General features: G+C 63.9%; 21 protein-coding genes and 1 riboswitch. Of the genes, 9 read left to right on the top strand and 12 right to left on the bottom strand.

The window, feature by feature from the left end; genetic code table 11:
• Positions 1–36: 36 nt before the first annotated feature.
• Positions 37–798 (bottom strand): class I SAM-dependent methyltransferase, encoded by a 762-nt coding sequence (locus UP09_RS24685; RefSeq protein WP_044540888.1) that lies wholly within the window; start codon positions 796–798, stop codon positions 37–39.
• A gap of 246 nt (positions 799–1044) precedes the next feature.
• On the opposite strand from UP09_RS24685, the gene UP09_RS24690 reads away from it, so the two are divergent.
• Together UP09_RS24690 and UP09_RS24695 are read left to right on the top strand one after the other, a co-directional pair.
• A complete protein-coding gene (locus tag UP09_RS24690) occupies positions 1045–2331 on the top strand; it encodes an MFS transporter (protein ID WP_044540889.1) in 1287 nt (428 codons plus the stop codon).
• A gap of 105 nt (positions 2332–2436) precedes the next feature.
• Positions 2437–3477, top strand: coding sequence for a Csu type fimbrial protein (locus UP09_RS24695; RefSeq protein ID WP_044540890.1), 1041 nt, complete (start codon positions 2437–2439; stop codon positions 3475–3477).
• Positions 3478–3510: 33 nt separating this feature from the next.
• On the opposite strand, the gene UP09_RS24700 is transcribed toward UP09_RS24695, so the two are convergent.
• From UP09_RS24700 to UP09_RS24710, 3 genes are all read right to left on the bottom strand, one after another.
• Positions 3511–5928, bottom strand: coding sequence for a fimbria/pilus outer membrane usher protein (locus UP09_RS24700; RefSeq protein WP_052833200.1), 2418 nt, complete (start codon positions 5926–5928; stop codon positions 3511–3513).
• A gap of 16 nt (positions 5929–5944) precedes the next feature.
• Complete coding sequence (locus tag UP09_RS24705) at positions 5945–6679, bottom strand: fimbrial biogenesis chaperone (RefSeq protein WP_044540892.1); 735 nt, start codon at positions 6677–6679, stop codon at positions 5945–5947.
• A 75-nt stretch (positions 6680–6754) separates the two neighbouring features.
• On the bottom strand, positions 6755–7321 hold the full coding sequence (locus UP09_RS24710) for a Csu type fimbrial protein (protein ID WP_052833201.1): 567 nt from the start codon (positions 7319–7321) through the stop codon (positions 6755–6757).
• Positions 7322–7747: 426 nt separating this feature from the next.
• Between UP09_RS24710 and UP09_RS24715 the strand changes: the two genes are divergently transcribed.
• Genes UP09_RS24715 through UP09_RS24725 form a run of 3 tightly spaced genes read left to right on the top strand, consistent with a single transcriptional unit; the run spans position 7748 to position 11740 of the window.
• Entirely contained in the window at positions 7748–8428 is a 681-nt protein-coding gene (locus tag UP09_RS24715; RefSeq protein ID WP_044540893.1) for a TetR/AcrR family transcriptional regulator, read from the top strand.
• 5 nt (positions 8429–8433) lie between these two features.
• Complete coding sequence (locus UP09_RS24720; protein WP_044541203.1) at positions 8434–10308, top strand: adenine deaminase; 1875 nt, start codon at positions 8434–8436, stop codon at positions 10306–10308.
• Positions 10309–10330: 22 nt separating this feature from the next.
• Positions 10331–11740, top strand: coding sequence for an NCS2 family permease (locus UP09_RS24725; protein WP_044540894.1), 1410 nt, complete (start codon positions 10331–10333; stop codon positions 11738–11740).
• Positions 11741–11758: 18 nt separating this feature from the next.
• Here UP09_RS24725 and UP09_RS24730 read toward each other — a convergent pair whose 3' ends face one another.
• Together UP09_RS24730 and UP09_RS24735 are read right to left on the bottom strand one after the other, a co-directional pair.
• Positions 11759–13477 carry an N-acyl-D-amino-acid deacylase family protein gene (locus UP09_RS24730; protein ID WP_044540895.1) on the bottom strand — a complete coding sequence of 573 codons (1719 nt, stop codon included), beginning with the start codon at positions 13475–13477 and terminating at the stop codon, positions 11759–11761.
• A 122-nt stretch (positions 13478–13599) separates the two neighbouring features.
• A complete protein-coding gene (locus UP09_RS24735) occupies positions 13600–14817 on the bottom strand; it encodes an MFS transporter (protein ID WP_044540896.1) in 1218 nt (405 codons plus the stop codon).
• 171 nt (positions 14818–14988) lie between these two features.
• Between UP09_RS24735 and UP09_RS24740 the strand changes: the two genes are divergently transcribed.
• Positions 14989–16275: an ATP-grasp domain-containing protein gene (locus UP09_RS24740; RefSeq protein WP_044540898.1), complete on the top strand. Its 1287-nt coding sequence runs from the start codon at positions 14989–14991 to the stop codon at positions 16273–16275.
• 112 nt (positions 16276–16387) lie between these two features.
• Here UP09_RS24740 and UP09_RS38190 read toward each other — a convergent pair whose 3' ends face one another.
• Entirely contained in the window at positions 16388–16546 is a 159-nt protein-coding gene (locus UP09_RS38190; RefSeq protein ID WP_197082735.1) for a hypothetical protein, read from the bottom strand.
• Between the two features lie 109 nt (positions 16547–16655).
• Positions 16656–18932: a TonB-dependent receptor gene (locus UP09_RS24745; protein ID WP_044541204.1), complete on the bottom strand. Its 2277-nt coding sequence runs from the start codon at positions 18930–18932 to the stop codon at positions 16656–16658.
• Positions 18933–19043: 111 nt separating this feature from the next.
• Positions 19044–19241: riboswitch (cobalamin riboswitch) on the bottom strand.
• A gap of 111 nt (positions 19242–19352) precedes the next feature.
• Here UP09_RS24745 and UP09_RS24750 point away from each other — a divergent pair.
• From UP09_RS24750 to UP09_RS24760, 3 genes are read left to right on the top strand one after another with little or no spacing between them, the layout of a single operon-like run.
• Positions 19353–20396, top strand: coding sequence for a FecCD family ABC transporter permease (locus UP09_RS24750; RefSeq protein ID WP_044540899.1), 1044 nt, complete (start codon positions 19353–19355; stop codon positions 20394–20396).
• A complete protein-coding gene (locus tag UP09_RS24755; protein WP_044540900.1) occupies positions 20393–21166 on the top strand; it encodes an ABC transporter ATP-binding protein in 774 nt (257 codons plus the stop codon). Before UP09_RS24750 ends, UP09_RS24755 begins: the two co-directional genes overlap by 4 nt.
• A complete protein-coding gene (locus tag UP09_RS24760; protein ID WP_044540901.1) occupies positions 21166–21999 on the top strand; it encodes an ABC transporter substrate-binding protein in 834 nt (277 codons plus the stop codon). Before UP09_RS24755 ends, UP09_RS24760 begins: the two co-directional genes overlap by 1 nt.
• Positions 22000–22112: 113 nt before the next feature.
• On the opposite strand, the gene UP09_RS24765 is transcribed toward UP09_RS24760, so the two are convergent.
• The 4 genes from UP09_RS24765 to soxB form a co-directional block, all read right to left on the bottom strand.
• The gene (locus UP09_RS24765) at positions 22113–23153 is read right to left on the bottom strand and encodes an MBL fold metallo-hydrolase (RefSeq protein WP_044540902.1); all 1041 of its coding nucleotides are present in this window, start codon (positions 23151–23153) and stop codon (positions 22113–22115) included.
• Positions 23154–23406: 253 nt separating this feature from the next.
• Positions 23407–23850: a DsrE family protein gene (locus tag UP09_RS24770; protein ID WP_044540903.1), complete on the bottom strand. Its 444-nt coding sequence runs from the start codon at positions 23848–23850 to the stop codon at positions 23407–23409.
• An 11-nt stretch (positions 23851–23861) separates the two neighbouring features.
• On the bottom strand, positions 23862–24320 hold the full coding sequence (locus UP09_RS24775; protein ID WP_044540904.1) for a DsrE family protein: 459 nt from the start codon (positions 24318–24320) through the stop codon (positions 23862–23864).
• Positions 24317–26065, bottom strand: a complete 1749-nt coding sequence (gene soxB, locus UP09_RS24780; RefSeq protein WP_044540905.1) for a thiosulfohydrolase SoxB — start codon at positions 26063–26065, stop codon at positions 24317–24319. The genes UP09_RS24775 and soxB overlap by 4 nt, the downstream gene beginning before the upstream one ends.
• Between the last annotated feature and the right edge of the window lie 46 nt (positions 26066–26111).

Genomic DNA, 26111 nt, shown 5'->3' on the forward strand with positions numbered 1-26111 from the left:
GGCGGTGGTCTGGTCAGGCGAAGCGATGGCCGGGCCTCACTGTGGCTTCTGGTACTTCAGGACGAATTCGTCGATCGGTACCGGCGCCTTGAAGACGGGAATGTCCCTGGGGTCTTCCGCATGATGCAGGAAATCGCCCTCGGCGACCAGCTTGAAGCCGGCGGCCTCGACCTCTTGGCGGAGCGTGCTCTCCTCGATCCGGTGCAGCGTTTTGGCGACGCTGGTGCCTTCGCCTGATTTGGCGGAGTGGTCCGCGATGACGAGGAAGCCGCCGGGCTTCAGCGCGGCGAACATCTTCTTGTTCATCGCGGCGCGATCGACCTCCATGTAAGTGATGTCGTGATAGGCGAAGAAGAAGGTGATCATGTCGAGGTTCGTCGCCTCTGGCGGGATCGGGTCGTCGAAGTTGCGCACCACATGCACAACGTTCTTCATGGCCGGCTTCTGCGCGCGGGTATCGAACTTGTCCTTGACAAAGCGCTCGATCACGGCGGCCGAGTCCTGCGCGTAGACCTTGCCCGAGGGGCCGACGGTGCGTGCCAGCAATTCGGTGCTGTAGCCGGCGTTGGCTTCCATGTCGAGGATCGTCATGCCCGGCTTGACGCCGGCAAAGGCCAGCATCTTGGCGGGCTGGCGTCGCTGATCGGCCTGGCGGTCGGCATCGCTGCGGTCGGGCGCGGCGACGATCGCAGCATAGTCCGGAGCAGCGGCGTCTTGCGCGCGGGCACTCTGTACGACGAGCAGTGCGACGGCCGCGAGCGCGGTCCCCATAGCCATGCGACGACTGGATCTGTTCATGAAAATACCCCGGACTTTGACTGTTCCGAGCATAGCAGCCGGGCCATGCCAGATCACCGTTTCAATGACGGCGCGACGCGATCGTGATCGGTCGCCGCGGGCGCAAAACCGTGGCCCGGAATTCCGTGGCGAAAGCCGCCGGCCCCCGCGGAAATGCGGTGTTGCCTTGCGCAGCGAGGCGTGGCTAGCATCTCCGGCAGGGGCCGATCTTACAGAGCCGAAAGACGAAACGACGGGGAGCCAGACATGACGACGCAACCGACGTCCGGGGACACGCCCAAAGGCGCCTGGACCATCACCTTCCTGCTGTTCCTGTACATGGTGGTGAACTTCGCGGACAAGATCGTGGTCGGGCTCGCGGGCGTGCCGATCAAGACCGAACTCGGCCTCACCCAGGAGCAGTTCGGCACCCTCGGAGCCTCCTTCTTCCTGCTGTTTGCGATCTCCGGGGTCGTGGTGGGGTTCATCGTCAACAGCGTGCAGACGCGCTGGGTGCTGCTGGTCCTCGCGGTGATCTGGGCGCTGGCGCAGTTTCCGATGATCGGCAGCGTGAGCTTCGCGACGCTGCTGATCTGCCGCATCGCCCTCGGTGCCGGCGAGGGGCCAGCATTCTCGGTCGCCGCACACGCGATCTACAAATGGTTCCCAGACGAGAAGCGCACGCTACCGACAGCGATCCTGTCGCAGGGCTCGGCGTTCGGCGTGATCCTCGCGGTGCCCGCGCTGAACTGGATCATCGTCAATCACAGCTGGCATCACGCCTTCGGCGCGCTCGGCATCGTCGGCTTGCTGTGGGCCGTCGCCTGGTTCGCGCTCGGCAAGGAAGGTCCGCTGGTGCCGACTGCTGCGGTCGCTGCCAGCGAGACGAAGATTCCCTATTGGAAGCTTTTGACCTCGCGCACCTTCGTCGGCTGCGTGATTTCGACCTTCGGCGCCTATTGGGCGCTGTCGCTCGGCCTCACCTGGTTCACGTCCTTCATCATCGAGGGTCTGGGTTTCTCACAGCAGCAGGCTGGATTCGTCTCGATCCTGCCCTGGATCTTCGGCGCGACCATCGTGCTCCTCACGGGATGGATCTCGCAGCTAATGTTGGCGCGCGGCTTCACCACCCGCGGCGCGCGCGGCGTGCTCGGTTCGGTGCCACTGATTATCGGCGGCTGCATTCTTGCAACGCTGCCCTATGTCGCGCCCGGTGGATTGATGATCGCGCTGCTGGTGATCGGCTCCGGCCTGTGCGGTTCGATCTATGTGGTCTGCCCGCCGATGCTCGGCGAGTTCACGCCGGTGTCGCAGCGCGGCGCGGTCATCGCGATTTACGGAGCGCTCTACACGATCTCAGGCCTGCTCGCGCCGATGGTGATGGGAAACGTGATCCAGCATGCCGGAACACCGATGGCCGGCTACATGACCGGCTTCTCCATCAACGCCGCCATCATGGCCTGCTCGGGTGTGATCGGCCTGCTGCTGCTGTGGCCCAACACCGAGCGGGCGCGGCTGACCGGCGAACCTGCCGTGCAGCCGAAATTCGCGTAGGACAGGCCTCGACCGGGAGCCGGTCGGGGTCGACTTTGCCGGCGGCGAGACCCGAGATAGCTTGCGCTGACCTCGACCAGTCGATCTCCTTGGGGAACGATCAACGTGGTACGTTCGCCGGCAAATCTGAATTCCGATCTCGCGCGCACCGTCCAGTGCGGCACCACCACCGTCTGGGTATTGCTTGCCGCGATGACGATGTTCGCGTGTCGCGCGAACGCGCAGAGTTGTTCGGTCTCTGCCGCCGCCGGCAATTACGGTTCGGTCAACATTCTATCCGGTGGTACCACCGATACGACGTCGTCGTTCACCGTCAATTGTACGGGGTGCCTTTCGCCATTGGGCTGCACCTACAACGTATGCGTCCAGTTTGACCAAGGGTCGCCCAACAGCAATTCCTCGATCCGGTACATGGGGAGCGGGGCCAGCACAATTCAGCATGAGCTCTATTCCGATGCCGCACGGACCCAGGTCTGGGGCTCCTGGGGCTATGGAGCCTCCCAATACGGCGCGGCGGGAATCAGTCTCAATTTGACCATTCCTTTTCTCTCCAACGCTTCTCAGAATTTTACCGTCTATGGTCGAATCAAAGCCGGGCAACAAACAACCGTTCCGGGAACCTACACCTGGAACACGACCTCGCCCGCGCTTGCCGGGGCTGCATACCTTCTTGCTAGTCCAAACTGTTCGGCCAATCCGGGAAATTTCGTCAATGCCGGTTCGTCGCCCTGGGTGGCCACCATCCTGGCGAACTGCAATCTGTCGGCCACTCCCCTCAACTTCGGAAGCGCATCGCTGCTGACATCGAACGTGGATGCGGTCGCGACGCTCACGGTTCAATGCACCAACACAACCCCTTATTCGATTGGCCTGGACAGCGGAGCCAACGCAAGCGGCAGTCAGCGCCGAATGCTCAACGGTGCGTCGAACCACATCAACTACAATCTCTATACCGATGCCGCGCGTTCCGCCGCCTGGAGCACGACAACGTCGGCGTCCAGTTGCACAAATGGAACGGGGACCTGCGTGCTTGGTACCGGCACCGGCTCCAATCAGAATGTAACCGTCTATGGGCGCGTGCCCCCTCAGGTCGCGCCCGCGGTTGGAACCTATTCCGACACGGTCATAGCAACGATCACGTTCTAGACGTGATCCGGAAGAATCACGCGGAACGGGCCGTCAGCGGCACGCAACCGATGCAATCTGAACCTGCTCGCCTGGTCTCGCAGCGAACGGGAACTCCGCACGACACGGGCCGTCGGATGTTTCAATCGACGCGCGATTGGTGTCTCCGAGGTCCCTGATGAAGGCCTGGCCATCATATCCCACGATGAATTCATTGCCGCCGTCGATTCGGCCTCTGGCTCCGGCCGGCACAAAGCGCCCGTCAGGCCGTACGAAGGTTACAAGGGCAGACGAGCGGTCACTGCGGACCTGAAATTTAACCAGTGTTCCGGCGCGATCGGCCGGAGTGACAACCTCGTGCGTGCTCTCGATCTCGGCATCGACGGGAAGATCGACCGGATCGACCTCGATCTTGTTTTTCTGATAGGCGCGAAGTGCAGGGACCAGCAGCATGCCCTGGGAATCGGTCACGCCGGCGGGACGGTTTTCGTGGAGAACCGTCACCCCGGGAACTCCGACGTTGACGACAGCAAATCCATCGTCGACCCAGTTTGAAAGAAAGATGTCACCGCCCATCGAGGTAATCGACCCGCGCAATTCCAGCGCGGCGCTGGTGGCGGAATTGGTCTGACTGACACCCGCCTGGATCATTCCGTAGTTCGATCGGTAAGACACGGATGCCAGACGATCGGTCACCGCCCCGTCGGCTTCACGCACCCGCCAGCCGTAGCTGCCAGGTTCGGGCCCGAGCGATTGAACCGCATCGACACTGCCGGTGATGCCGCCTGGTCCCCTGGAAACCCCGGTCGAGACCGAAGCGGACGGACCGATCGGAATTGTCAATCCGGCAAAGACTCCTGTGTTTTTTGTGGTTCCAAAATCACGGAATATGGTCGCGAAAGCGGATGCGTTGAACGGTAATGAGCGTGTGACGGTCGCCGTCGCAATATTCGAAAGCGTTCCGGAACAGTCCAGCAAATGAATGAAGCTTGCGCTCACATTGGTTTTTTCGTCGAGAGGAAGCGGTGCGCTGAACGTAATTCGGTCGAGCGCAAGCGGCGGCCGGGCGCTGGTGTAAATCGCAGCGTTCGCCGCCGCGGTACTGCTGGCCGGCAGCGCCGCGAAGTAGCTGGGCGATAGATAATTGAAAAACCCGGAATAGTTCTGCAGCGGATTCACGGTGTAAATCGAGAGCCGGGCGGTTGTCGAAGCGAGATCTTCGTACGACCCGAACGTGTGCTGAGAGCTCGCCGAGATGCTCAATCCAAACAAGCGGGTCTCGTAAAAGAAATAGGTCTGGAGTCCTGAATTTCCGTTGCCGGTGCTCGCCGACAGGGCCGCGCCGGCTACTCCGAAGGCTCCCGTTCTGATAACCGCCCCACCTCCGCCATTCGCAAGACCGGACGCGGCCTCGACGTGGCCTTCCAGTGTCATCCAGTCGAAGATCCCACGGCGCAGAGTTGCCGAGCCAATCGGCGAATTCACATAGACATCCGCATCCGAGCCATAGGAGAGTCGAGGCAATCCGGCTTCCACCGACCATGCCGTTAGTCCGGGGGCCAGCAGACTCGAGGACGCATAAAACGGTGACGTCGACCTTGTTTCATGACCCGCAGCATCGCGTATCACCAACTCGGCGCTGCCTGAGCCGGAAATGAGCGGAACGTTATTCACGCTGAAGGGACCCGCGGCCACCTCCTGGGTAAAGGTCTTCATGTTGTTGACGTACACATCAACTGTCGACGGCACCGCCGCGCTGCCGCCCAACGAAGGAAGCGGCATGGTGACGAGGTCGGGTCGCAGCAGGAAGTTGCTTTGTGCCTGAAACCCGCCGATCCGAACCGGACGCGACCATGCGAGGCCGCCATTGATGGTGTCACCTGCGACATAGGTGATCATCCTCTGTTGATCGGAATATCGAAACGAGGTGTCGAGCCTGACGATATCGGTCGGTCGACCGGGACCGGAGCGAACGATCGCCGATTGTTGAAAGGTCCCGTAGGGCGAAAACACCCGGCCGTCGAGAGTCAGGGAATTGCCGTTGGAAGCGTAAAAGCTGCGCACGTCGCTGGAAGAGCTCAGCAGATCGTAGTTCAGGACGCCTCCCCAGGCTGCTTGCGTTCGAACCAATGATGCGGCGGGTGCTCCGCTCATGTCGAAGGTCTGACCGATGCGATATCGGTTATCCACCGTGATTCGAATGGTCTGGGTGGGTACCAGATAATCGTAGGATACGGTCGGAATATCGTCGAGTGGGACGATTTCATCCGGATTGTGAGACCCGCTGAGACGCAGGCCGATTTCCTTCAGCTCCTGCGGCGTAGCTCCGATTCGGTTTCTATCGAGAACGACAAAGCTTGCGATCATCTTGATGGAAGCGCCGTTGATGACGACGTCAAGCTGCAGGTTTTTCCGCTCCTCGTCGGCACACGATGGACCCGAACCAACCTCGGCTCCGACCACGGCCACCATAAGAGCGGCAATTATCCTATTGCGGACCATCTGACGACTGGGCGATCGCACTCACTGGACCCTTGTTGCTCTCCGCCACAATCGACATGGATCCCCTGACGTCGAAGCCCGTCGGATGGCTCGGCAATATCCAGCTCTTGACGGACTGCCCGAGGACGTAACCCGCCAGACCGTTTCCATATGAAATCGTCGCTCCCGCCGAGTTACGGAGTCGCAGCGATGCGATACGCAGGTGCTCGCTTCCGGCGTTGCTTGCGGTCAGAACCAGCTTGCTAGCCTCACGCCGCAGCGTCCAGGAGACACTGGCGGGTCGAACATCGCGTGCCCGAAAGAAAACCGGGATCGATTGCCGTATCAGGACATTGACCGACCGGCTTTGTTGCCTGACGGCGCTTGGCAATTGATCCACGATGACACGATAGTTTTCCTCAGCCGCTACGGGCTGCTTCGATACCCGGACAATCCGCACCACGTAATCGGTGCGCGGCGCCAGGGTGACCGATGGTGGCGAGGCGACAACGTCAGTTGCGGGTTCGAATACATCGTTGCCGTTCGACTGCGACCATCGAACGACCCGCGTTTGTACGACAGCCTCGACGTCGTCGTCATTGCGAAGGGTCAGAACGCCGGCCGCGACTGGCGCGCCAAGTTCAAGCAGCACCGGCTCGACATGGAGCTGGGCGGCCAGCGAAGGCCGAAGAACGAGGCATATCCCCGCGGCTACCCACAAGAGCCTGCTTCTGATTGTCATCCGATGCTCTCTCTATGCACGCGGCCAAGTTGCCCGGTCGCCGAATGATGGCCTTCTGATCCGGATTGCCTCCGGTCAGAATGTGATCGTCATCGTGACCGTGTCGGTGTAGGTGCCTGGTGGAGGAGCGATCGCTGTGGTTGGGACGACGCCGTAGATATTGATGGTTTGGGCGGCGCCGTTGCCGGTTCCGAGAAAGCAATCGCCGGCTGTCGTACAGGTGGTCGAGTTGGTCGCGGTGGACCAGGGCAACGTATGTGCCGCGTCGACGTACAGATTGTAGCTGAGAAAGTTGGCTCCGCTGCTCATGCGACGCTGGCTGCCGGATGCGTTCGAACCATTGTCCATCGCAATCGAGTAGGGACTTCCACTGGTGCAGGTGACCGATGCCGTTGAGCTTCCATTGACGGCTGTCGTGAGCAGGCTGGTTCCGGCCGTCGACGCAAAGATGAGCGTCGCCGGATTGATCGTGCAGGCCGCGGTGATGACGATCGAAACGCTCAGGGTCGCCGTTGAGGTGCCGGCCTGGGCCACAACCGGCCCTGTGGCGAAAAGACAGGCGGCGATGCCCATCGAGACGATCGACGGCGATGAGCGACGATACCGTCTCGCTCCCAGGAGAAATTTGAACGGCTGCTTCATGGTCGAGCTGCCTGACAACAATAGCGAAGTTTCAACTGTGACGACCGTTATGGTTAACAATCGCAGTGAAGATTCGGTATACGCTTTGTTCTCTCCAGCCGGCGGTCCTTACAACATTCTATGATGCCATCAGAATCGATGAAGCCATAGAAATCTGCCCGGAGAGCCAAGGCGGGATTGAAACTCCACGGAATGGAAAACCGGGCGAGAGGCGGAAGTTTGCGGCGGTCGTCCTGCGCGATCTCGATTCCCGGATGTCGCTGCGCTCATCCAGACGGTGTCTGACATTGGCGTCATCGCCACCTCGCCCAACCCGCCGCCGCGCGTGATCCCGAGAGCGTCCCGCCCCGCCGCGCTTATTCCCACGGCATCGTTGCCTCAAATCTGGCGTTGACGCTCCGAATTCACTGATGTCATGATTATGACATGAGTGCAGTCAAACGACATAGCTCCGGTCTGCGGGATGAATACGCGGCGTTGACGCGCCAGCGCATCGTGGCGGCCTTTGTCGCCTCGCTCGAGGGGAGTGCCGCCGACGATGTTCCGATGTCTGATGTCGCCAGGCGCGCCAAGGTCGCGGAACGCACCATCTACCGGCACTTCAAGACCCGCGCGGACCTGCTCGCCGCCGCGGGCGAGTGGATCGAGGACAACGTCTTTGGCTACGTCCCGTTCAGCTCGCCGGACGAACTGCCCGACATCTTTCGCAAGCTTTGCAAGCGGTTCGATCGTCACCCCCATCTTGCGCGCGCCATCGCGCTCACCCGGGTCGGCCGCGCCATGCGCGTCGACTTCCGGCGCCGCCTGATTGCACGCCATCACGAGGCGATGGCGCCGCTGACCCGGCACCTGACGCCGAAGGAGGTCCGCCAGGCAGAGGCGCTGGCGGTTTATCTGAACAATGCGCTGGCCTGGAACGCGCTGCGCGAGGATTTCGGCATGTCCAGCGCCGAGATATCGGATGCGATCGAATGGGCGCTGACCACGCTGCTCAAAGACGTTCGCCGCCGCGACGCGCTCGCCGCGCAAGAGGCGGCTGAAGGCAGCGGCCAATCGTCCCGCAAGCGCACGGCGGCACGAAGGAAAACCAGCGTAAGCGCAGGATGACGACCATGGCATCTGCAAGCTCGATCCCGGACGACCTGCTGATCAACGCAGCCGATGAGATCCGCATCCGGCAGGATCTGGTGCTGACCGCGCTTGGCCGCCGTCCGGCCGATCGCGCTCTGCGGGTCGGGCGGCTGCTCGATGTCCATAGCCGCAGCTGGAGCGAGGATCAGGAGATCGTCTTCAAGGGCCGCCGCATCGCCTGGGTCGGGCCGGCCGGCAGCTATCCCGGCGAGGTCCGCGAGCGGGTGCACCGGCCGAAACTTTCGGCCGTTCCGGGCTTCGGCGAGGTGCACAAGCACATCGAAAGCTCGCATCTGACGCCGGAATGGGAGGCGGCGCTGGTGCTGCCGCGCGGCAATACCTGGACCTGCGAGGCCAGCCACGAATTCTCCAACGTCAACGGCGCGCGCAATCTCGAATTCTGGTTCGAGGCCCGCCGGCGCGGCTCGCCGTTGAAGATCTTTCCGCAGCCCGGCTCCGCCGTGCCGCCCACCGCTTATGAGTGGGGCGGCGGCTGGTATGGCGGCAAGGAGCAGGCCGGCTTCATGGCCGAGAGCCTGATGGTGACCGGGCTCGACGAAGTGATGGACTGGCCGGCGGTGTGGAATCCGGACAACCCGTCTTACAAACGGATCTGGGCCATGATCGAGGCGACCTTTGCGGCGCGCGGCGTTGTCGAAGGGCATGCGTCGGGCCTGCGCGACCTGCCGTCGATCAACGCCTTCGCAGCGGCGGGGCTCGCCTCCGACCACGAGGTGCAGACGCCGGAGGAAACCTGGGACAAGCTGACGCGCGGTCTGTTCATCGAATTGCGCGTCTACGCCATGGCTGAGATCGTCGCCTGGTTGCTCGCGAAGGGGCTGCAGGACTGGTCGCAGATCGCGTTCACGACCGACGACCGCAGCGCCAGTCACACGCTGGAGCAGGGCGCGAGCGACCACAATGCGCGGGTCGCGATCGAGGCCGGCCTTGCGCCCGAGATCGCGATCCAGTGCCTCACCATCAATCCAGCGCGGCACATGCGTCTCACCCCCTATGTCGGCAGCCTGTCGCCCGGACGGTTCGGCGACGTCGTGCTGCTGTCTGACGTCGGCAAGCTCGGCATTGCCGAGGTCTGGGCTGACGGTACCCCTGTGTCGGACGGCACGCGTTACATCGGCCCTGTGCCGGAGATTCGATGGCCCGACTGGGCGACGAAGACGGTCAACGTCAATCGCAAGATCGAGCCGCAGGATTTTGCGATTGCCGCGGAGCCCGGGCGCGAGACCATGAAGGCGGCGGTGATCCGGCCGTTCCACTGGCATCCCGATTTCTACACGCTCGATCTGCCGGTGCGCGACGGCGCCGTGCAGCGGGATGAGAGCGAGGCCATCACCAAATTTGCCATCGTCGATCGCTTTTCCGGCGACGGCCGCGTCTCGAAGATGTTTTGGCGCGGTTGCGGACCGCGTACGCCGGATTCTGCCGTCGCCTGTTCGGTCGCGCACGACAAGCACAACATCTGGGTCGTCGGCTCCTCCGATGCCGCGATGGCCAAGGCGGTCAATGCGCTCATCGAATTGCAGGGCGGCTGGGCGCTGGTGCGCGAGGGAGAGCTCTCCGCCACCGTGCGCTTCGAGGTTGGCGGCCTGATGAGTTGCCGTTCCGCCGAGGCGCTGGATGCCGACATGCAGGCTCTCTACGCCGAGGGACGCAAGGTCGACTGGATGTACGAGCCGACCTTCCGGCCGCGCTGGTATCCGGGATTTCCCGAGCGACTGATGTTCGCGACCCTGACCTGCGCGCCGTGGAGCTGGGTGTTGGTCGCGCCATGCGAAGCGGCGCCGCTCGGCTTTATCAACGTGCAGACCGGCCAGGCGCATCCGGTGGTGTGGTGACGGCGTCAATCGGAGCAGCGGGATGAACGAGATCACATCGCAGCCGCTGGCCTCCGATCAGGTGGCCTCCGATCAGGCCGCGCCAAAACCCGTCGCCGCAGGCACGCTCGACGGCTTCTTCCGCCTGACCGAACGCGGCACCAGTGTCGGGCGCGAGGTGATGGCGGGTGCGACCACCTTCGCGGCGATGGCCTATATCATCGCGGTGAACCCGGCGATCATGTCCAACGCTGGAATGGATCGCGCCGATCTGGTCAGCGCCACGGCGCTCGCGGCGATCTTTGGCTGCGTGCTGATGGGGCTGTCGGCCAATCTGCCACTCGCGGTGGCGCCGGCGATGGGCTCGAACGTCATCTTCACCTATGTGATCGTGAAGCAGATGGGTATGCCCTGGCAGGGTGCGCTGGCCATGGTCGCCTTCACTGGCGTGCTGTTCCTGGTCCTGAGCCTCTCCAGGCTGCGCGAACGTGTCGCCAGGGACGTTCCGGAGGCGCTGAAGATCGGCATTCAGGCCGCGGTCGGCACGCTGATCGTCTTCATCGCGCTGCGCGGCGCAGGTTTCGTGGTGCAGAGCCAATCGACCTATATTGCGATGGGATCGTTGCGTAACCCGGCAGTCCTGTTGACGCTGGCCGGTTTGCTGTTCACGCCGGTTCTGGTGGCGCTGCGCGTTCCCGGCGCCCTCATTCTGTCGATCGCCGCCCTCACCCTGATCGGTCTGTTCGTTCCTGGCGCCAACGGCAAGATGGTGACGTCGGTGCCATCAGCCATCATGTCCTGGCCACGATGGCCGACCTCGACCTTCATGGCGCTCGATGTCGGTTACCTCTTCTCCCACTTTGTGGTGACCTTGCCGCTGCTGTTCTATTTCCTCTGCGCCGAGTTCTTCTCGACGCTCGGTACGCTGATCGGCGTGACCGGCGCGGCCAATCTGCGCCGGCCCGATGGTTCTATACCCAACGCCACGGCGGCGTTTGCAACCGATGCGACCGCGACGATCGTTGGTCCGATGCTCGGCACATCCGTCGTCACGGCCTATATCGAATCCATCACCGGCGTGCAGGCGGGTGGACGCACCGGCCTGACCTCGCTCACGGTCGCGGGCTTCTTTTGCCTCGCATTGTTGTTCTGGCCGGTCTTCGTCATCATTCCCCCTCAGGCGACCGCGCCGGCGCTGGTGCTGGTCGGCGTTCTGATGATGCAGGGCCTCGCCCGCATCGACATGAACGAGCTCGGCAATGCGGTGCCGATCGTGCTGACGCTGCTGGTGACCGTTCTGACCAACAATCTGATCAACGGTATGGCGCTGGGGACGCTGAGCTACATCCTGCTCGAAGTCGCCATGGGGCGCTCGGCGCAGATTCCCGCAATGGTCTGGGGCCTGGGCGTCGTGTTCATCCTCTACGCCGTCGTAACGGCGCAGATCATGTAGCGCGAGACGTCGTCCCGCTCACTGCAAGCCCTGCGCGCCGCGCACGAGCTTGCCCGGCCGCGCGCCGGTGGACTTGCCCTCGCGCTGCGTCACAACGCCGGATACGATGGTGGCGTCGTAGCCGTCGACCTGCTGCAGCAGGCGGCGGCCGCCGACCGGGAGGTCGTAATGCACCTTCGGCGGATGCAGATGCAGCCGGTCGTAATCGATTACGTTGACATCGGCCTTGAAGCCCGGCGCGATCACACCGCGGTCATAGAGCCCGACCGACAGCGCGGTCTTGCGCGATTGTGCGGCGACCACGAACGGGATCGAGAGTTTCTCGCCGCGAGAGCGGTCGCGGGTCCAGTGCGTCAAAAGATAGGTTGGGAAGCTGGCGTCGCAGATGATGCCGCAATGCGCGCCGCCGTCGGAGAGGCCGGGCACCGAATTCGGATCGCGCAGCATCTCGCGCGTGGCGTCGAGATTGCCGTCGGCATAGTTGAGGAACGGCACGTAGAGCATGCCGCGGCCTTCGTCGGTCAGCATCGCGTCATAGGCGAGGCCCTCCGGCTGAACGCCCCGGCGGCGGGCCTGCGCGCCCAGCGTGTTCTCCGGCGGCTGTTCATAGTCCGGCGGATTGCCGAGCAGATACATCTTGTCGTAGTTCGGCCGGAAGAACAGCGGATCGTCGGTCGCGGTCGCATGCTCGCCGAGGATCGCGGCGCGCAGCTCAGGCTGACGCAGCCGCGCGAGGCGTTCCATAAGCGGAAGATGCGCGATTGCCTTGTAGCTCGGATGGGTCTGGAACGGATTGCGGGACAATTCCAGCCCGAGCATCAGCCCCACAGGGCGCGCGGCGATTTGCGCCGTGATCGACAGGCCGCGTTTTGAGGCTTCGGCGATGGTGTCGAGGGTCTGGCGCCAGCGCTGCGGTGCCTTGTCGTTCTGCGTGATCGAGAACGACACCGGGATCTTTGTGTTCTCGGCGACCCGCAGCATCATCGGCAGGTCTTCGTCGAGCGTGGAGAGATCGAGCACGAACTGGAATACGCTGCGGCCGGCGCCATGCATCGCGCCGGCAATTGCGGTCAGTTCGTCCTCGCCAGCTTTCAAGGTCGGCGTGTAGTCGCCGGTGGAGGTGCGGTGGTTCAGGGTGCGCGAGGTCGAAAATCCCAGCGCGCCTGATCGCACCGCATCGCTCGCCAATGCCGCCATCGCCCTGTTGTCATCTGACGTGGAGGGATCGCGGCGCGCGCCGCGTTCGCCCATCACATAGACGCGCAGCGCTGCATGCGGCAGTTGCGCGCCGACATCCATGTCGAAATTGCGCTTCGATAGCCACTCCATGTAGTCCGGAAAACTCTCCCAGGCCCATGGAATGCCGGCGCTCAGCACCGGTTCCGGGATATCCTCGACGCCTTCCATCAGCTGGATCAGCCTGACGTGATCGCTCGGCCGGCACGGCGCAAAGCCGACGCCGCAATTGCCCATGATCGCCGTGGTGACGCCGTTCTGCGACGACGGCGTGATGTCGTGGCTCCAGGTCACTTGGCCGTCGTAATGGGTGTGGACGTCGACGAAACCGGGCGTCACCAGTTTCCCCTTTGCGTCGATTTCTTCCTTGCCCTTGGCCGTCACCTTGCCGACTTCGCTGATGCGTCCGCCAGTGACGGCGACATCGGCTTCATAGAGATCGCCGCCCTTGCCGTCGGCAATGTTGCCGCCGCGAATCACGAGGTCAGGGGTCGAGGTCATGGCGCGTCATCCCGTGGCTGTTCTTGGTTAGCACGCATCATGGGTGACGCCCTGATGCTGTCAACCGCCGGGGATGAGGCTCTGGAATGCGCCTGTTTCTTGTTTCGCGTGAAGAAACGCGGTTACGCGGTGGCGGGAACGCCAGCGGGCTTGCGGTCGGTCACCATGGCGAGCAGCACGGTCAGCACCATGAACACCACGGAGGCGCCAAACACCCAGTGCGGCATGTGCTGGTCCATGATCCAGCCGAACAGCAGCGGGGCAAAGATGCCGCTGAAATTGAAGCCGGTGGAGACGATTCCGAAGGCGCGCCCCGCCGCGCCGGGAGGCGCCGCGTTGCGCACCAGCATGTCGCGCGACGGTGTGATCACGCCGCCGAGGAATCCCGCCACCGTCAGCAACGCCGTCAGCACCATCGACGGCAGAGAGACGACCGCGATCACCAGCATGATCACCGCGTTGATCCCGAACGCGGCGGCTGCGACCTGGCCGTGACGGTGGGTGCGGTCGGCGAGAAAGCCGCCGGCCAGCACGCCGATGGCGCTGGCGGCAAGAAAGGCCGTCAGCGCGACATTGGCGGTCGCGAGATCGACGCCATAACCGCTCATCAGCGCCACGATGCCGAAATTGCTGATGCCGGCATTCGACAGGCCGAGCAGCATGAAGAATATCGTCAGCATCATGATGGCTGGCGTCAGGATGTTCTGCTTCGGCGCTTCTGCGCCGGCCGCCTTGCGCTCGGCAGCGCTGGTATCGGGCAGGCCCATCGCGATCAGCAATAACGCCACCAGCGGCCCGATCGCACCCGCCACGATCAGCGCGCCGAGGCCACCGACCGTCGCGACAAGCGCCAGCATGATCGCGGGCGCGACGGCGCCGCCGAGGAAGCCGGCAAAGGTGTGGATCGAAAACGCCCGGCCCATCCGTGCGTTGTCCATATGCGCGGAGAGAATCGCATAATCGGCCGGATGATAGACGCTGTTGGCGAGCCCCAGCACCACGGCGCTGACGATCAGCGCGGGATAGCTCAGATGCAGGCCGAGCCCGATCAGCGCACAGCCACCGACGGCAAGGCCGATCAGCAGCACTTTCCGCGCGCCAAAATGGTCGGTGAGATAGCCGATCGGCGCCTGGGTCAGGCCGGAGACCAGGCCGAACACGGTCAGCGCGAAGCCGAGCTCGATGTAGCCGACGCCGAGCTGCTCCTTCAGGAACGGAAACAGCATCGGGAACACGAAAATGTAGAAATGGCTGACCCAATGCGCGATCGAAATCCCCGTCAGCGTGCGCAGCGCGCTGTCGGATTTCGCTTGTTGCGGTGCAACCAGAACGTCGACCATATCTGAGAAAAGCCCTGTTTCGTAACGGCCCGGCAGGGCGGGGCGAAAATAGAGGCTGGCGGCTAATTGTCCATAAACGCCGCTGCATGGCTGCCCCCGATGCGGGTGCCGGATCGACACATGCGGCACCAAAGGCGGCGACAAAATCCGGCGCCGAGGCGATGATCGGCCATGATCGACGCCAGCAAACCGCTCCGGGTGCTCGTGCCAGAGGGGTCCAGCACCTCCGCCCGCGAGGCGATCACGATCGTCGGGCTGGCCGGCCATCATGTCGAGGTCTGCGATCCCTCGCGCTGGTGCCTGGCGCGCTACTCCCGCTTTGTCCGCAAATTCCACCATTGTCCCGGGCTGCGCAGCGATCCGGCGGGCTTCCTGCGCTTCGTCGAGCAATTGCTGGCGTCGCAGCATTTCGACGTGCTGCTGCCGACCCACGAACAGGGCTTTCTGTTCGCCCGAGCCGGGGTGCAGCTCGCATCGCGCGTGGCGCTGGCGCTGCCGGATTTCGCCGCCTACCGCACCGTGCACGGCAAGGCCGGCTTCAGCCGGCTGCTCGATCAACTCGGCCTGCCCCAGCCGCCGACCCGGATCGTGAGGTCGGCCAATGAACTGCGAGAGGCGGTCCGGTTCCCATCCGTGGTCAAGACGTCGGTCGGCACCGCCAGCCGCGGCGTCTGGTTCGTGCGCGACGCCGGCGATCTCAATCGCGCGCTTGACGATCTCGAAGCGGCCGAGGATTTTGCCGGCGAGGTGCTGGTGCAGGATCTCATCGCCGGCATCACCGAGAAGGCGCAGTCGGTGTTTTGCCGCGGCAAGTTGCTTGGCTTCCACGCCTACCAGCAAGTCGCGGCCGGCATCGGCGGCGGCGAGGCGATCAAGCAGAGCGTAAGCCGACCCGTCATCCGCACCTCACTCGAGCGAATCGGCGCGCATCTCGGCTGGCATGGTGCACTGTCGGTCGATGTCGTCATGCCGCGCGACAGCGGCACGCCGCTTCTGATCGACTGCAATCCACGGCTGGTCGAGCCTTTCAACGCGTATCGCGCCGGCACCGATCTCGTCGATGTCTTGCTGCGCGTCTCGCGCGGCGAGGTTCCCGTGCCGCTTGCCGAGAGCCGCACGGGCGTGCGGACGCATCTTGCGATGCAGGCGCTGCTCGGCAGTGCGTCGCGTGACGGCACGCGGCGCGGCATCGTCAGGGAATGCGGGCGAATGATGATGGGCCGTGGTGCCTATCAGGGCAGCACCGAGGAACTGACGCCTGTGCGGCTCGATTGGCTCAGCGCCGTGCCGCTGGCAATGACAGCGATGCTGCTGCTGGCATCGCCCCGGATCGCAACCCGCCTCGCGCGTGGTGGCTTCGGTGCGCATCTGCTCGATCGTGCGAGTATCCAGATGATCGAGAGCGAGGATTTTCCTCCCGTCGTCCCGGACAAGCGAAGCGCGATCCGGGACCCATAACCACAGATGGTGATTGTGGAATCTGGCTGGGGCCACAACCTGTATCGACAATCGGCAGCGGTGGTTATGGATCCCGCTTTCGCCGGGACGACGCTGTGGTGAGCACCGTGGCCTACAACGGCTCGTCATCGTCGTCATAGCGGTCGCGCTTCGGCGTCGCTATGTCGCCATCCTCGTAATCTTCGTCGGCCTGCGGTGACGGCGGAGGAGGCTTTTTCGATTTGTCGTCGGCCTTGTCACGGCCCTCGTTCTTCTTGCCGGCCTTGCCCATGCGTTTCCCCTGCGCGAGCGATCGATTGCCGACGATCCTACGCCTGTTCGCGCGCTTTGTAATGCGAGGAGACGGCGCGGCGGGATGTGCTCCCGCCGCGCAGCGCAGCTTAGAACGTCGCGCCGGCCCGCACCATGTAGGTCCGGCCGGGGAGCGGGTAGGCGGAGAAGCGGCCCGCCGTGAAGCTGCTCGCGATCGCGTAGTCGTAGTACAGCGCGTTGAACAGGTTGTTCACGCTGAGCGACCAGAAAAAGCGGTCATATTGACCGCTGAGCTTGATATCGGCGGTCGCATTGCCGGGGATGCGGCTCTGGGTGTTGGCCTGGTCGTTGTCCATGATACGCGAGCTCCAGGCGCGCAGCGTGCCGTCGAACACCAGATAGTTCTGCCAGATATTCCAGGTTATGCCGACATTGCCGGTGTAGCGGGACACCAGCGGGACGTCGTTGCCGGCGTACATGCCTTCGCGGAAGACGGCGCGGGTGTAGGCCATGCCGCCGCGGAAGGTCACGGTGTCGCTGACCTTGAGCGAGGCGCTGGTCTCTGAGCCGTAGCGGCGGGTCGGATCAAGGTTGACATTGTAGAACAGCACTGGATTGAATTGAATCTCGTTCTCGAGATCCATCACATAGACGCTGGTCTGCACCTGGAAGCGGTTGGTCTTGACCCGGAAGCCGCCCTCGACGTCTTCCGAGGTCTGGGTTTTGAGCTGGAAGTTCTGCGGCAGCGGATTGAAGAACGCATCGAACGAGGGACCCGATGCAACGCGTTCGTCGGCGCCGGGTGTGCGGAACGCGCGCGCGGCGCGACCGAATACCGAGAACGTGTCGTCGAATCGATGCTCGACACCGATATGCGCCGCATATTGCGTCTCGCTGCTGTTGAGCGGGGTTGCTTGCGCGTCGAAGGCGAAGGGGGCGTTCGGGTCGTAGCGATCCCGCGCCGAGACGTTGGTGTTCTCCACCCGCGCACCATACGAGAAATCGGTGGTCGGCAGCAGCCCGATGGTCTGCTGCCAGTAACCTGCCAGTTGCTGCTGGTCGATGTTGTAGATGTGGTAGGGGTCCACGCCCTGGAAGGCGCCGCGCGACTCACGGAACGTCGTGTCGTAATAGTCGATACCGGTCAGGATCGAGGACGGCAGCCCGAAGGCCGTATTTTTTATGCTGAGGCGCGGCGTGATCGACCAGGTCTGCAGCGCGGCATCGTTGTAGGTCGACGAAAAGCTGATCGTCGGCGTCGAGCCGAAGAAGCCGCTCTGGGTGTCGCGCTGCCGCCAGCCGCCGTCGACGATCAGGTCGACGCCGTTTATCAAGGTCTTGGTGAAGCCGGTGGTGACGCCGGCGGTCTGCTGATTGCCATAGTCGTACGGCGTGCTGGTACCCCTGCGGTCGGTCGCCAGTTCGTTGAGGCCGATCGATGGATCAACCAACCTGCCCCCGGGGAGGCCGAGCTTCTGATCGCCTCCCGTGACGGTGAGGAACGCGGAGAGGTCGGAGGTCGTGTAATTGATGTTGCCAACGGCGTTACGCTGGTCGAGCGCATTGTTGGCGCGGTAGCCGTCGGACTTGACGCCGTTGCCATAGAACGAGGTCGACCATGGCCCGGAATTGACCGCGGCCGAGACTTCGGCCATGCGCTGGTTGAACGAGCCGACGCCGCCTTCAGCCTTGATCGACACTGGTGGTCCGCCGACGCCGGTCTTGGTGACGATGTTGACCACGCCGCCGACCGCGTTGTCGCCGTAGAGCACGGCGCCGCTGTTGCCGCGGGTGATTTCGATGCGCTCGATCGAATTGAGCGGGATCGTCGAAAGATCGAAACCCGCCAGGTCGATGTCAGTTTGCCGGCGCCCGTTGATGAGAATGAGTACGTTCGGGGCGGCGAAAGCGCCGAATCCGCGGATGTCGACCGACGTCTTGGCGCCGTTCACGCCGCCGTAGAACGACTGCAACTGCACGCCAGGCACCTGCGCGATGATCTCGGACAGTGTGTGCACCGGTGAGTGCGCGATGTCGTCGGCCGTGATCACGGTCGAGGACGCGCCGACAATGGCGGAGAACTGACGTCCGCCGCCGGCTGTGCCACCGGTTCCGGTGCCCGCGCCCGTCGACGGCGTGCTCGTTCCCGTCCCGGTGCCCGTGTTGCTGGTTTGCGTGTCGCCCGGGGCCGGGCGACGCTGAGCCGGTGTCTCGTCAGCGGTCGGTTTGGCACGGGTGAGATTCTGGTCGCCCGGCTTGGTGACCTCGATGGGGGGGAGCTGATCGGAAGGCGCGGCCTGCGACGCCTGCTGCGCCAGCGCGGATGTCGCGCCGAGGGCCGGCACGATCATCGTCGACGCAAGAAGCAGCGCGCGATGCCGCGGGGCGGAAAGGATGGAAAACATAGTCTGGACCTCGGTCGACGTCAGTGGCACGTCACCGCGAACCAGTTTCACCGCCGCGCCTCGGCGCATCAGGTGAAGCTAATGTCTGTACTCCCCGACCGACATCATCGCGTGTGACCACGGCTGACGGCAGGTCTCCTGGCTCGCGGGTCGATACCCTTTGTCGCCTTCCCAGGACCGAGTTTCCCAGTGGCATATGACAAAGGATTCACCGCATACAGTTGCGGGGGCAGCCGCGGCCTAGGGGAGTTTCCCCGCACCGCATTCCCTTTTGATCCCAATTCAGGAACCGTCTTGTTCATCTAGGGGGCGGCTGGAAACCGAGTCAATCCCGGCGGAAGTGGGGCAACGGTGGAGGGGGTACGGTTTTTGTCGAGTGTCGCTTGTCTGCCACTGTAATCGCTGTATGAGCATGGCGCGATGAGCGTGCAGGATTTTGCCTTGGCGGCCGAGGTCGCGGCGCGGCGGCGTTTTGGCGCGACTGCGGCGCTCGCCGCGCTCGTGGTTGTGCTGGTGCTGATCTCGCTCGGCATCGGGCCGGTGCGGCTGTCGCCGCTCGCGGTGATCGAGGCGCTGTTCGGCGGGGCTACCGATGTGGCGCAGGTGATCGTGCGCGAGATCCGGCTGCCGCGCACCATCCTGGCGTTCGCAATCGGCGGCATTCTGGGATTGTCGGGCGCGGCGCTGCAGGGCCTGTTGCGCAATCCGCTGGCCTCGCCGTCGCTGTTCGGCGCGCCGCAATCTGCGGCGTTCGGCGCCGTGCTGGTGATCGCACTGGGGCTGGCCGACGTGCGCTCCTACGCGCTGCCGGTGGCCGCGATCATTGCGGCCTTCGTCTCGGTGTTCGCGCTGCTGGCGATCGCCGGCCGCAATGCGGGGCTGCTGATCCTGATCCTGTCGGGGTTGGCGATCTCGAGCTTCGCGGGTGCTGCGACCGCGCTGGTGATGAACCTCTCCAGCAATCCGTTCGTGGTGCTGGAGATCGCGTTCTGGCTGCTCGGCTCGCTGGAGGACCGCAGCTTCCAGCATGTCGCGCTGGCATTGCCCTTCATTATTGCCGGTGCGGTCATCCTGCTGAGCCAGGCCAGTGCCTTCCGCGCGCTGACGCTCGGCGAAGAGGCCGCGCAGAGCCTCGGCGTCGATGTCGGGCGGCTGCGGCTCCTGGTGATCTCAGGCGTAGCGCTCGGTGTCGGCGGCGCGGTCGCCGTCACAGGCACGATCGGCTTCATTGGCCTGGTCGCGCCGCATCTGATGCGCCCGGTGATCGGCCACGATCCGGCGCGCCTGCTGGTGCCGAGCGCGCTCGCCGGTTCGGCGCTGCTGCTCGCGGCCGACATCGCGGTTCGGATCATCCCCTCGACCTCGGACATCAAGGTCGGCGTGCTGACCTCGATCATCGGCGTGCCGTTCTTCCTTTATCTGATCATGCGCGAACGCCGCGCGCTCGGCGGAGGCGTGGCATGACGCTGCTCTCCGCAACCGGTCTCAATGCGTCGCTCGGCAAAAGAAAGGTGCTGCACGACATCTCGCTGTCGCTGTCGTCCGGTCATCTGGTTGCATTGGTTGGACCGAACGGCGCGGGCAAGACCACGTTGCTGCGTGCGCTGGCCGGGCTGATCCCGTCCGATGGCGAGATCAGGATTAGCGGCGACGCGCTGTCCTCGCTGTCGCTGCGCGAGCGCGCCAAGCGCTTTGCCTATCTGCCGCAAGGCCACATGGTGCATTGGCCGCTGCCGGCGCGAGACATCGTAGCCCTCGGCCGCTATCCGCATGGCGCGACCGATCCGGCGCGGCTGTCGCCCAGAGATATGGAGGCGGTGCTGCGGGCGATGCAGGCGGTCGATGTGATGGCGTTCGGCGATCGCCGCGTCACCGAGCTGTCCGGCGGCGAACGCAGCCGCGTCGCGCTGGCTCGTGTTCTGGCGGTGGAAGCGCCGGTGATTCTCGCCGACGAGCCGACCGCGTCGCTCGATCCGCGTCACCAGATCGACGTGATGCAGAATTTACGCAGCGTCGCCGACAAGGGCGTTCTGGTGATCGTGGTCACCCACGATCTCGGGCTCGCCGCGCGCTTCGCCGATCATGTGCTGGTGCTCTCGGAAGGGCGGCTGGCCGCGCAGGGCGCGCCGACCGAGGCGCTGTCGGAAGCCGTGATGGCCGACGTGTTCCGGATCAGCGCCTATCGCGCCGAGTATCAGAGCGAAGCCGTCATCGTGCCATGGGCGGATGTTTGATGGGTGCGCGGCTCGCAACGCTCGCAGTTGCCGCCTGGGCGCTGTCATGCGGCGCGTCCCAGGCCACAGGCCCGCGCATCGTCTCCATGAATGTCTGCAGCGACCAGTTGCTGTTGTCGCTGGCCGACCAGGACCAGATCCTCGGCCTCAGCAAATTCTCGCGCGACACCTGGCAATCCTGGGCAGCGGGCGAGGCTCGGCGCTATCCGGTTCTGTCCGGCGGCGCCGAGGACGTGCTGGTCGCGAAGCCCGATATTGTCGTGGTCAGCCTGTTCGACAAGCGCACGACACGCGATCTGCTCAAGGCCAAGGGGCTGCATCTCGTCGAATTCACGGTGCCGCGCACGCTGGACGAGGTGAAGGACCAGATCCGCGAGATGGGCGACGTAGTCCAGCATCCGGATCGCGCGTCGGCCGAGATTGCGCGCCTCGATGCTGCGATGGCCCGCGCGCGGGCGGCGGTAACCGATCATCATTATCGTGTACTGCCGCTGGCGCGGCGCGGCTGGGTGTCCGGCGCGGACAGCCTGGTCAGCTCGCTGCTGACGCAAACCGGCCTGGTCAACGCCGCCGGCGAACTCGGTCTGGATACGGGCGGATTTGCCTCGCTGGAGGCGATCGTGAAGCTGCGGCCGGATTTCATCCTGGTGTCGGAGGCGGGCGATCGTGCCGAGGATGACGGCCGCGCCTTCCTGCTGCATCCCGCGCTGGAGCGCTTCTATCCACCCGACAAGCGCATCGTGCTGCCGGAGCGGCTCACCGTATGCGGCGGCGTGATGCTGGCGGATGCGCTTGATAAGCTGACGGCGGAGTTGCAGCGGGTGGCGCGGTAGCTCTTTCTGCCGTCATTGCGAGGAGCGATAGCGACGAAGCAATCCATACCTCCGCTTGCGGAGCGATGGATTGCTTCGCTTCGCTCGCAATGACGGCGATTGAGGCTACACCATCACCCCCGCACCACCGGTCCACCAGCCTTCTTCCAGGCGTCGACGCCGCCTTCGATATGCGCGGTATTCGCAAGGCCCGCCTTCTTCGCGGCGGCCACGGCCATCGCCGAGCGTTCGCCGAAGGCGCAGAAGAACACGACGCGGCGGCCGGTTGCGGCGGCGACCTCGCGCAGCATGCCGCCGGGCCGCAGGTTGTCGCAGATCGCAGGATAGGGTGCGTGCAGCGCGCCGGGGAGCATGCCGTGTTTTGTTCGCTCGCCGCTCTCGCGCAGATCCACCAGCAGGATGTCGGGTCGGCCGAGGCTTGCGATGGCGTCGCATGCTGACAGCGCGAGGCCTTCCCTGGCGAGCTCGTCCTGGTGCAGGCCGACATGCATGTTGGCCGGTAACACGACATCCATCAGCTTCGGGTTCGGCAGATTGAGGTTGTCCATCAGCTCGACATAGTCGTCGATCGATTTGACCTGCAGTCGCGGATTGTAGCGCTTCTCCTCGCCGATGGTGGAGACGGTATCGCCCTTGTAGTCGTGTGCGGGGAATACCATGGTCTCTTCCGGCAGCTTGAGCAGGCGATTGAATATCGAATCATATTGCGCCCGCGCGCTGCCGTTCTGGAAATCGGTGCGGCCGGTGCCGCGGATCAACAGCGTGTCGCCGGTGAACACGCGATCGCCCATCAAATAGCTATAGGAATCGTCGGTGTGGCCGGGCGTGTACATCGCCTCCAGGCACAGGCCTTCGATCGTCACCCTGTCGCCGTCGGCGACGCGCATCGACACCACGTCGGCCTTGCTCTGCTCGCCCATGATGGTGATGCATTGGGTGCGGTCGCGCAGCTCGGCCAATCCAGTGACGTGATCGGCGTGCAGATGGGTATCGACCGCCTTGACCAGCCGCAGGTCGAGCTCCTGCAGCAGCTTGCAATAGCGGTCGGCTTTCTCCAGCACGGGATCGAGGATCAGCGCCTCGCCGCCGGCCCGGCTTGCGAGCAGATAGCTGTAGGTGCCGGAAACGCTGTCGAAGAGCTGACGAAAGATCATGGCGGCTCGCTCGTTCTCCAAATCGAGTCTTGGAGAGGATATTATTCCATATATAGGGTCGATTCAAAGCAAATCCATCCCCGGAGCAAGCCCTATCCCCGTCACCCTGAGGAGGCTGCGAAGCAACCGTCTCGAAGGGCCGACGGCCAGTGTGTCTCTGCGGGGAGGTCTGGACGCAGCTCGGCCGTGCATCCTTCGAGACGCCGCTGCGCGGCTCCTCAGGATGACGGATTTTGCTCTGTGATTTCCGGACTCAGGGCCGGACGTAGCTCCAGCCCTGCTCCTGCAGTTCCATCAGATGGACCACCCCTGACGGAACGATGGTGGCGTCCGGCACCACCGAAATCGCGTGGCCCTCGGCCTTTTCCATGCCTTGCTTGGTGTTGTTGCAGGCCGAGAACTGGATCTTGCCGGGGAAGACCATGTCCTTGAGCCGCCTGATACGGTCCTGCACCGGTGACGTGTCGCTGCGCAGCATGTGCAGCCCGGGGCCATAGGCAACGATGTCGATGTCCACGTCTTCGTTCTTCGCGCGGTAGTATTCGATCACGTTGGTGGCGTTGTTGAGCGCGAGATTCATCACCTGCGGGTCGTTCTGGTCGACCTGGATCGCGATGTGATGCGGCTTGTCGGCGGCAAGTGCGCTGGTGGCAAGCGCGAGCGACAGCGCGGCAGCGGTGGCAATGCGGCAAAACATCGAAAAACTCCTTACGGACGAACCAGCGTGTAGCCGTTCTCGGTCAACAGCAGGATTTGCGCGACACCGACTTGCACCGGGGTGGCGGCCGGAATGTAATCCGGCCGCTTGCCGGTCTCGCGCTCGATGGTGTCGACGGTGTTGAGGCAGATGTCGACCCGTGCGCCCTGCGCGACCAGGCTTTCGACCAGCTTGCGGTTCGGATTGTCAGGCTTGAGCAGCTCGATACCCGGACCGAAGGCGACGATCTCGATCGCGACCTTGTCCGGATCGTAGTGCTTCATCAGATTGTTGGCGACGCTGATGACGAGGCCCTGCTTCTTCGGATCGCTGTCGGAGAGCTGCAGTACGATCTTGTGCTCGGCGAACGGTTTGTCCTGGAGCAACGGTGTTTGCTGGGCGCGGACGACGGGCGCAGCGAGCGCAATCAGCGCGAAGCAAAGCGCGGTGGTGGTTAAGCGCCGCATCATCCGTGCCTCGCTATGCCTGGATTGTCCTCGACGCCCTTCAGTGTCACGGCCGGCTCGTCACGGTTCGGCGGCCGGCCAGCGCGCAGATGCTTGGCGACGACATCCCACACGGGCGCGCCGCTTTGTTCGTTGACGGAGGCCCAACCCGCCACCTTGTAGCTCTTGCCGGCTTCGAGCGGCTTGCCGTTCGCGAGCCTGAGTTCGGAGATGCGTTTTCCGACGGCTTCCGCTGGCGTGCAGGTGTAGGCGAGGCCGCCGACGCGGACCATGTCGCCGCCCTGCTGGTAATAGGGATCGGCGTTGAACAGATTGTCGCAGACGTCTTCCAGTACGTCCTTGATCTGGGCGCCGGTCATCGCGGAAACGTAAGTCTCGGGATAGGTGATCGCGGTTTCCGACAGCACATCTTCCATGGTCAGTGGCTGGCCGGCCAGCGTGGTGAGGCCCCAGCGGAAACCGGGCGACAGCGCGATCTCGGCATTGAGCTCGTTGAGCAGCGCGTCGCAGATCAACTGATCGACGGTGCCGGAGAAATTGCCGCGGCGGTAGAGCAGGCGGTCGGCGGAGGCGAGCTTGTCGCTCCAGTCGTCGGCATGCGGTTCGCGCATTTTGTCGATCAGCGCCTGCATCGCCGGATCGGGCTTCAGCAGTTCCGAGAACACCGGCAACAGCTTGTAGCGGACGTTGGCGACCTTGCCCTTGGCGAGGTCGAGATCGAGCACGCCGAGGAATTTGCCGTTCGAGCCGGCATTGGTGACCAGCGTGATGCCGCCGGCATTGGTCACCGTGATCGGCAACGGAATCGCATCATGGGTGTGACCGCCGAGGATCACGTCGATGCCGGTGACGCGGCTCGCAAGCTTGAGGTCGACATCCATGCCGTTGTGCGACAGCAGGATCACCGCCTCGACGTGATCGTTGTTGCGGTGGCCGTCGACGAGCTTCTGCAACTCCTCGTCACGGATGCCGAAGGTCCAGTCCGGCGTGAAGCGCTTGGGATGCGCGATCGGCACGTAGGGAAAGGCCTGGCCGATGACCGCGATGCGGTGGCCGCCGATCTCCTTGATCGTGGACGGCTGGAAGACGCGGCGTGTGGCCGGATCGAATGCCTTGGCGTCGTTGAAGGCGGCTTCCTCAGTCAGGAACACGTTCTGCGCCAGGAACTCGCCCTTGAAGCGAGCGAGATTGTCGCGCAGCGCCTGTTCGCCATAGGTGAATTCCCAATGGCCGGTCATCGCTTCGATGCCGAGCAGATTGGCGGCCTCGACCATGTCGGCGCCCTTCATGACATTGGACAGGCCAGTGCCCTGCCAGAGGTCGCCGCCATCGAGCAGCAGCGCACGTCGCTCGCCGACATCGGCGCGCAGTTTGTCGATCAGAGTCTTCAGATGCGCAAAGCCGCCGAGCTTGCCGAAGCGGCCGGCGGCCTTCTCGAACCCGGCGCAGGTGAAGGCATAGGCGTCCGCACTGTCGGGCCGGATGCCGAAGCGGTCGAGGAACGCCTTGCCGACCAGATGCGGCGGCTGGCCGGTCATCGCACCGACTCCGAGATTGACGCTCGGCTCGCGGAACAACACCGGCCGGAGCTGCGCATGGGTATCCGTCATGTGCAGGATGCGCGCATTGCCGAAGCGCTCGAGATCGTAGACGCCGTTCGTCTCGGCACTACGCGCAAGGCGCGGCAGGCCGGCCGTCAGCGTTGCGGCTGCCGTTGCTCTCAGGAAATCCCGGCGGCGGATTCTCATCACTCTCCCAGCATTTGGTTCAAGGCCACGCGGGCGGTGGTAGGGC

This window comes from Bradyrhizobium sp. LTSP885 (assembly GCF_000938305.1).
GTDB lineage: Bacteria > Pseudomonadota > Alphaproteobacteria > Rhizobiales > Xanthobacteraceae > Bradyrhizobium.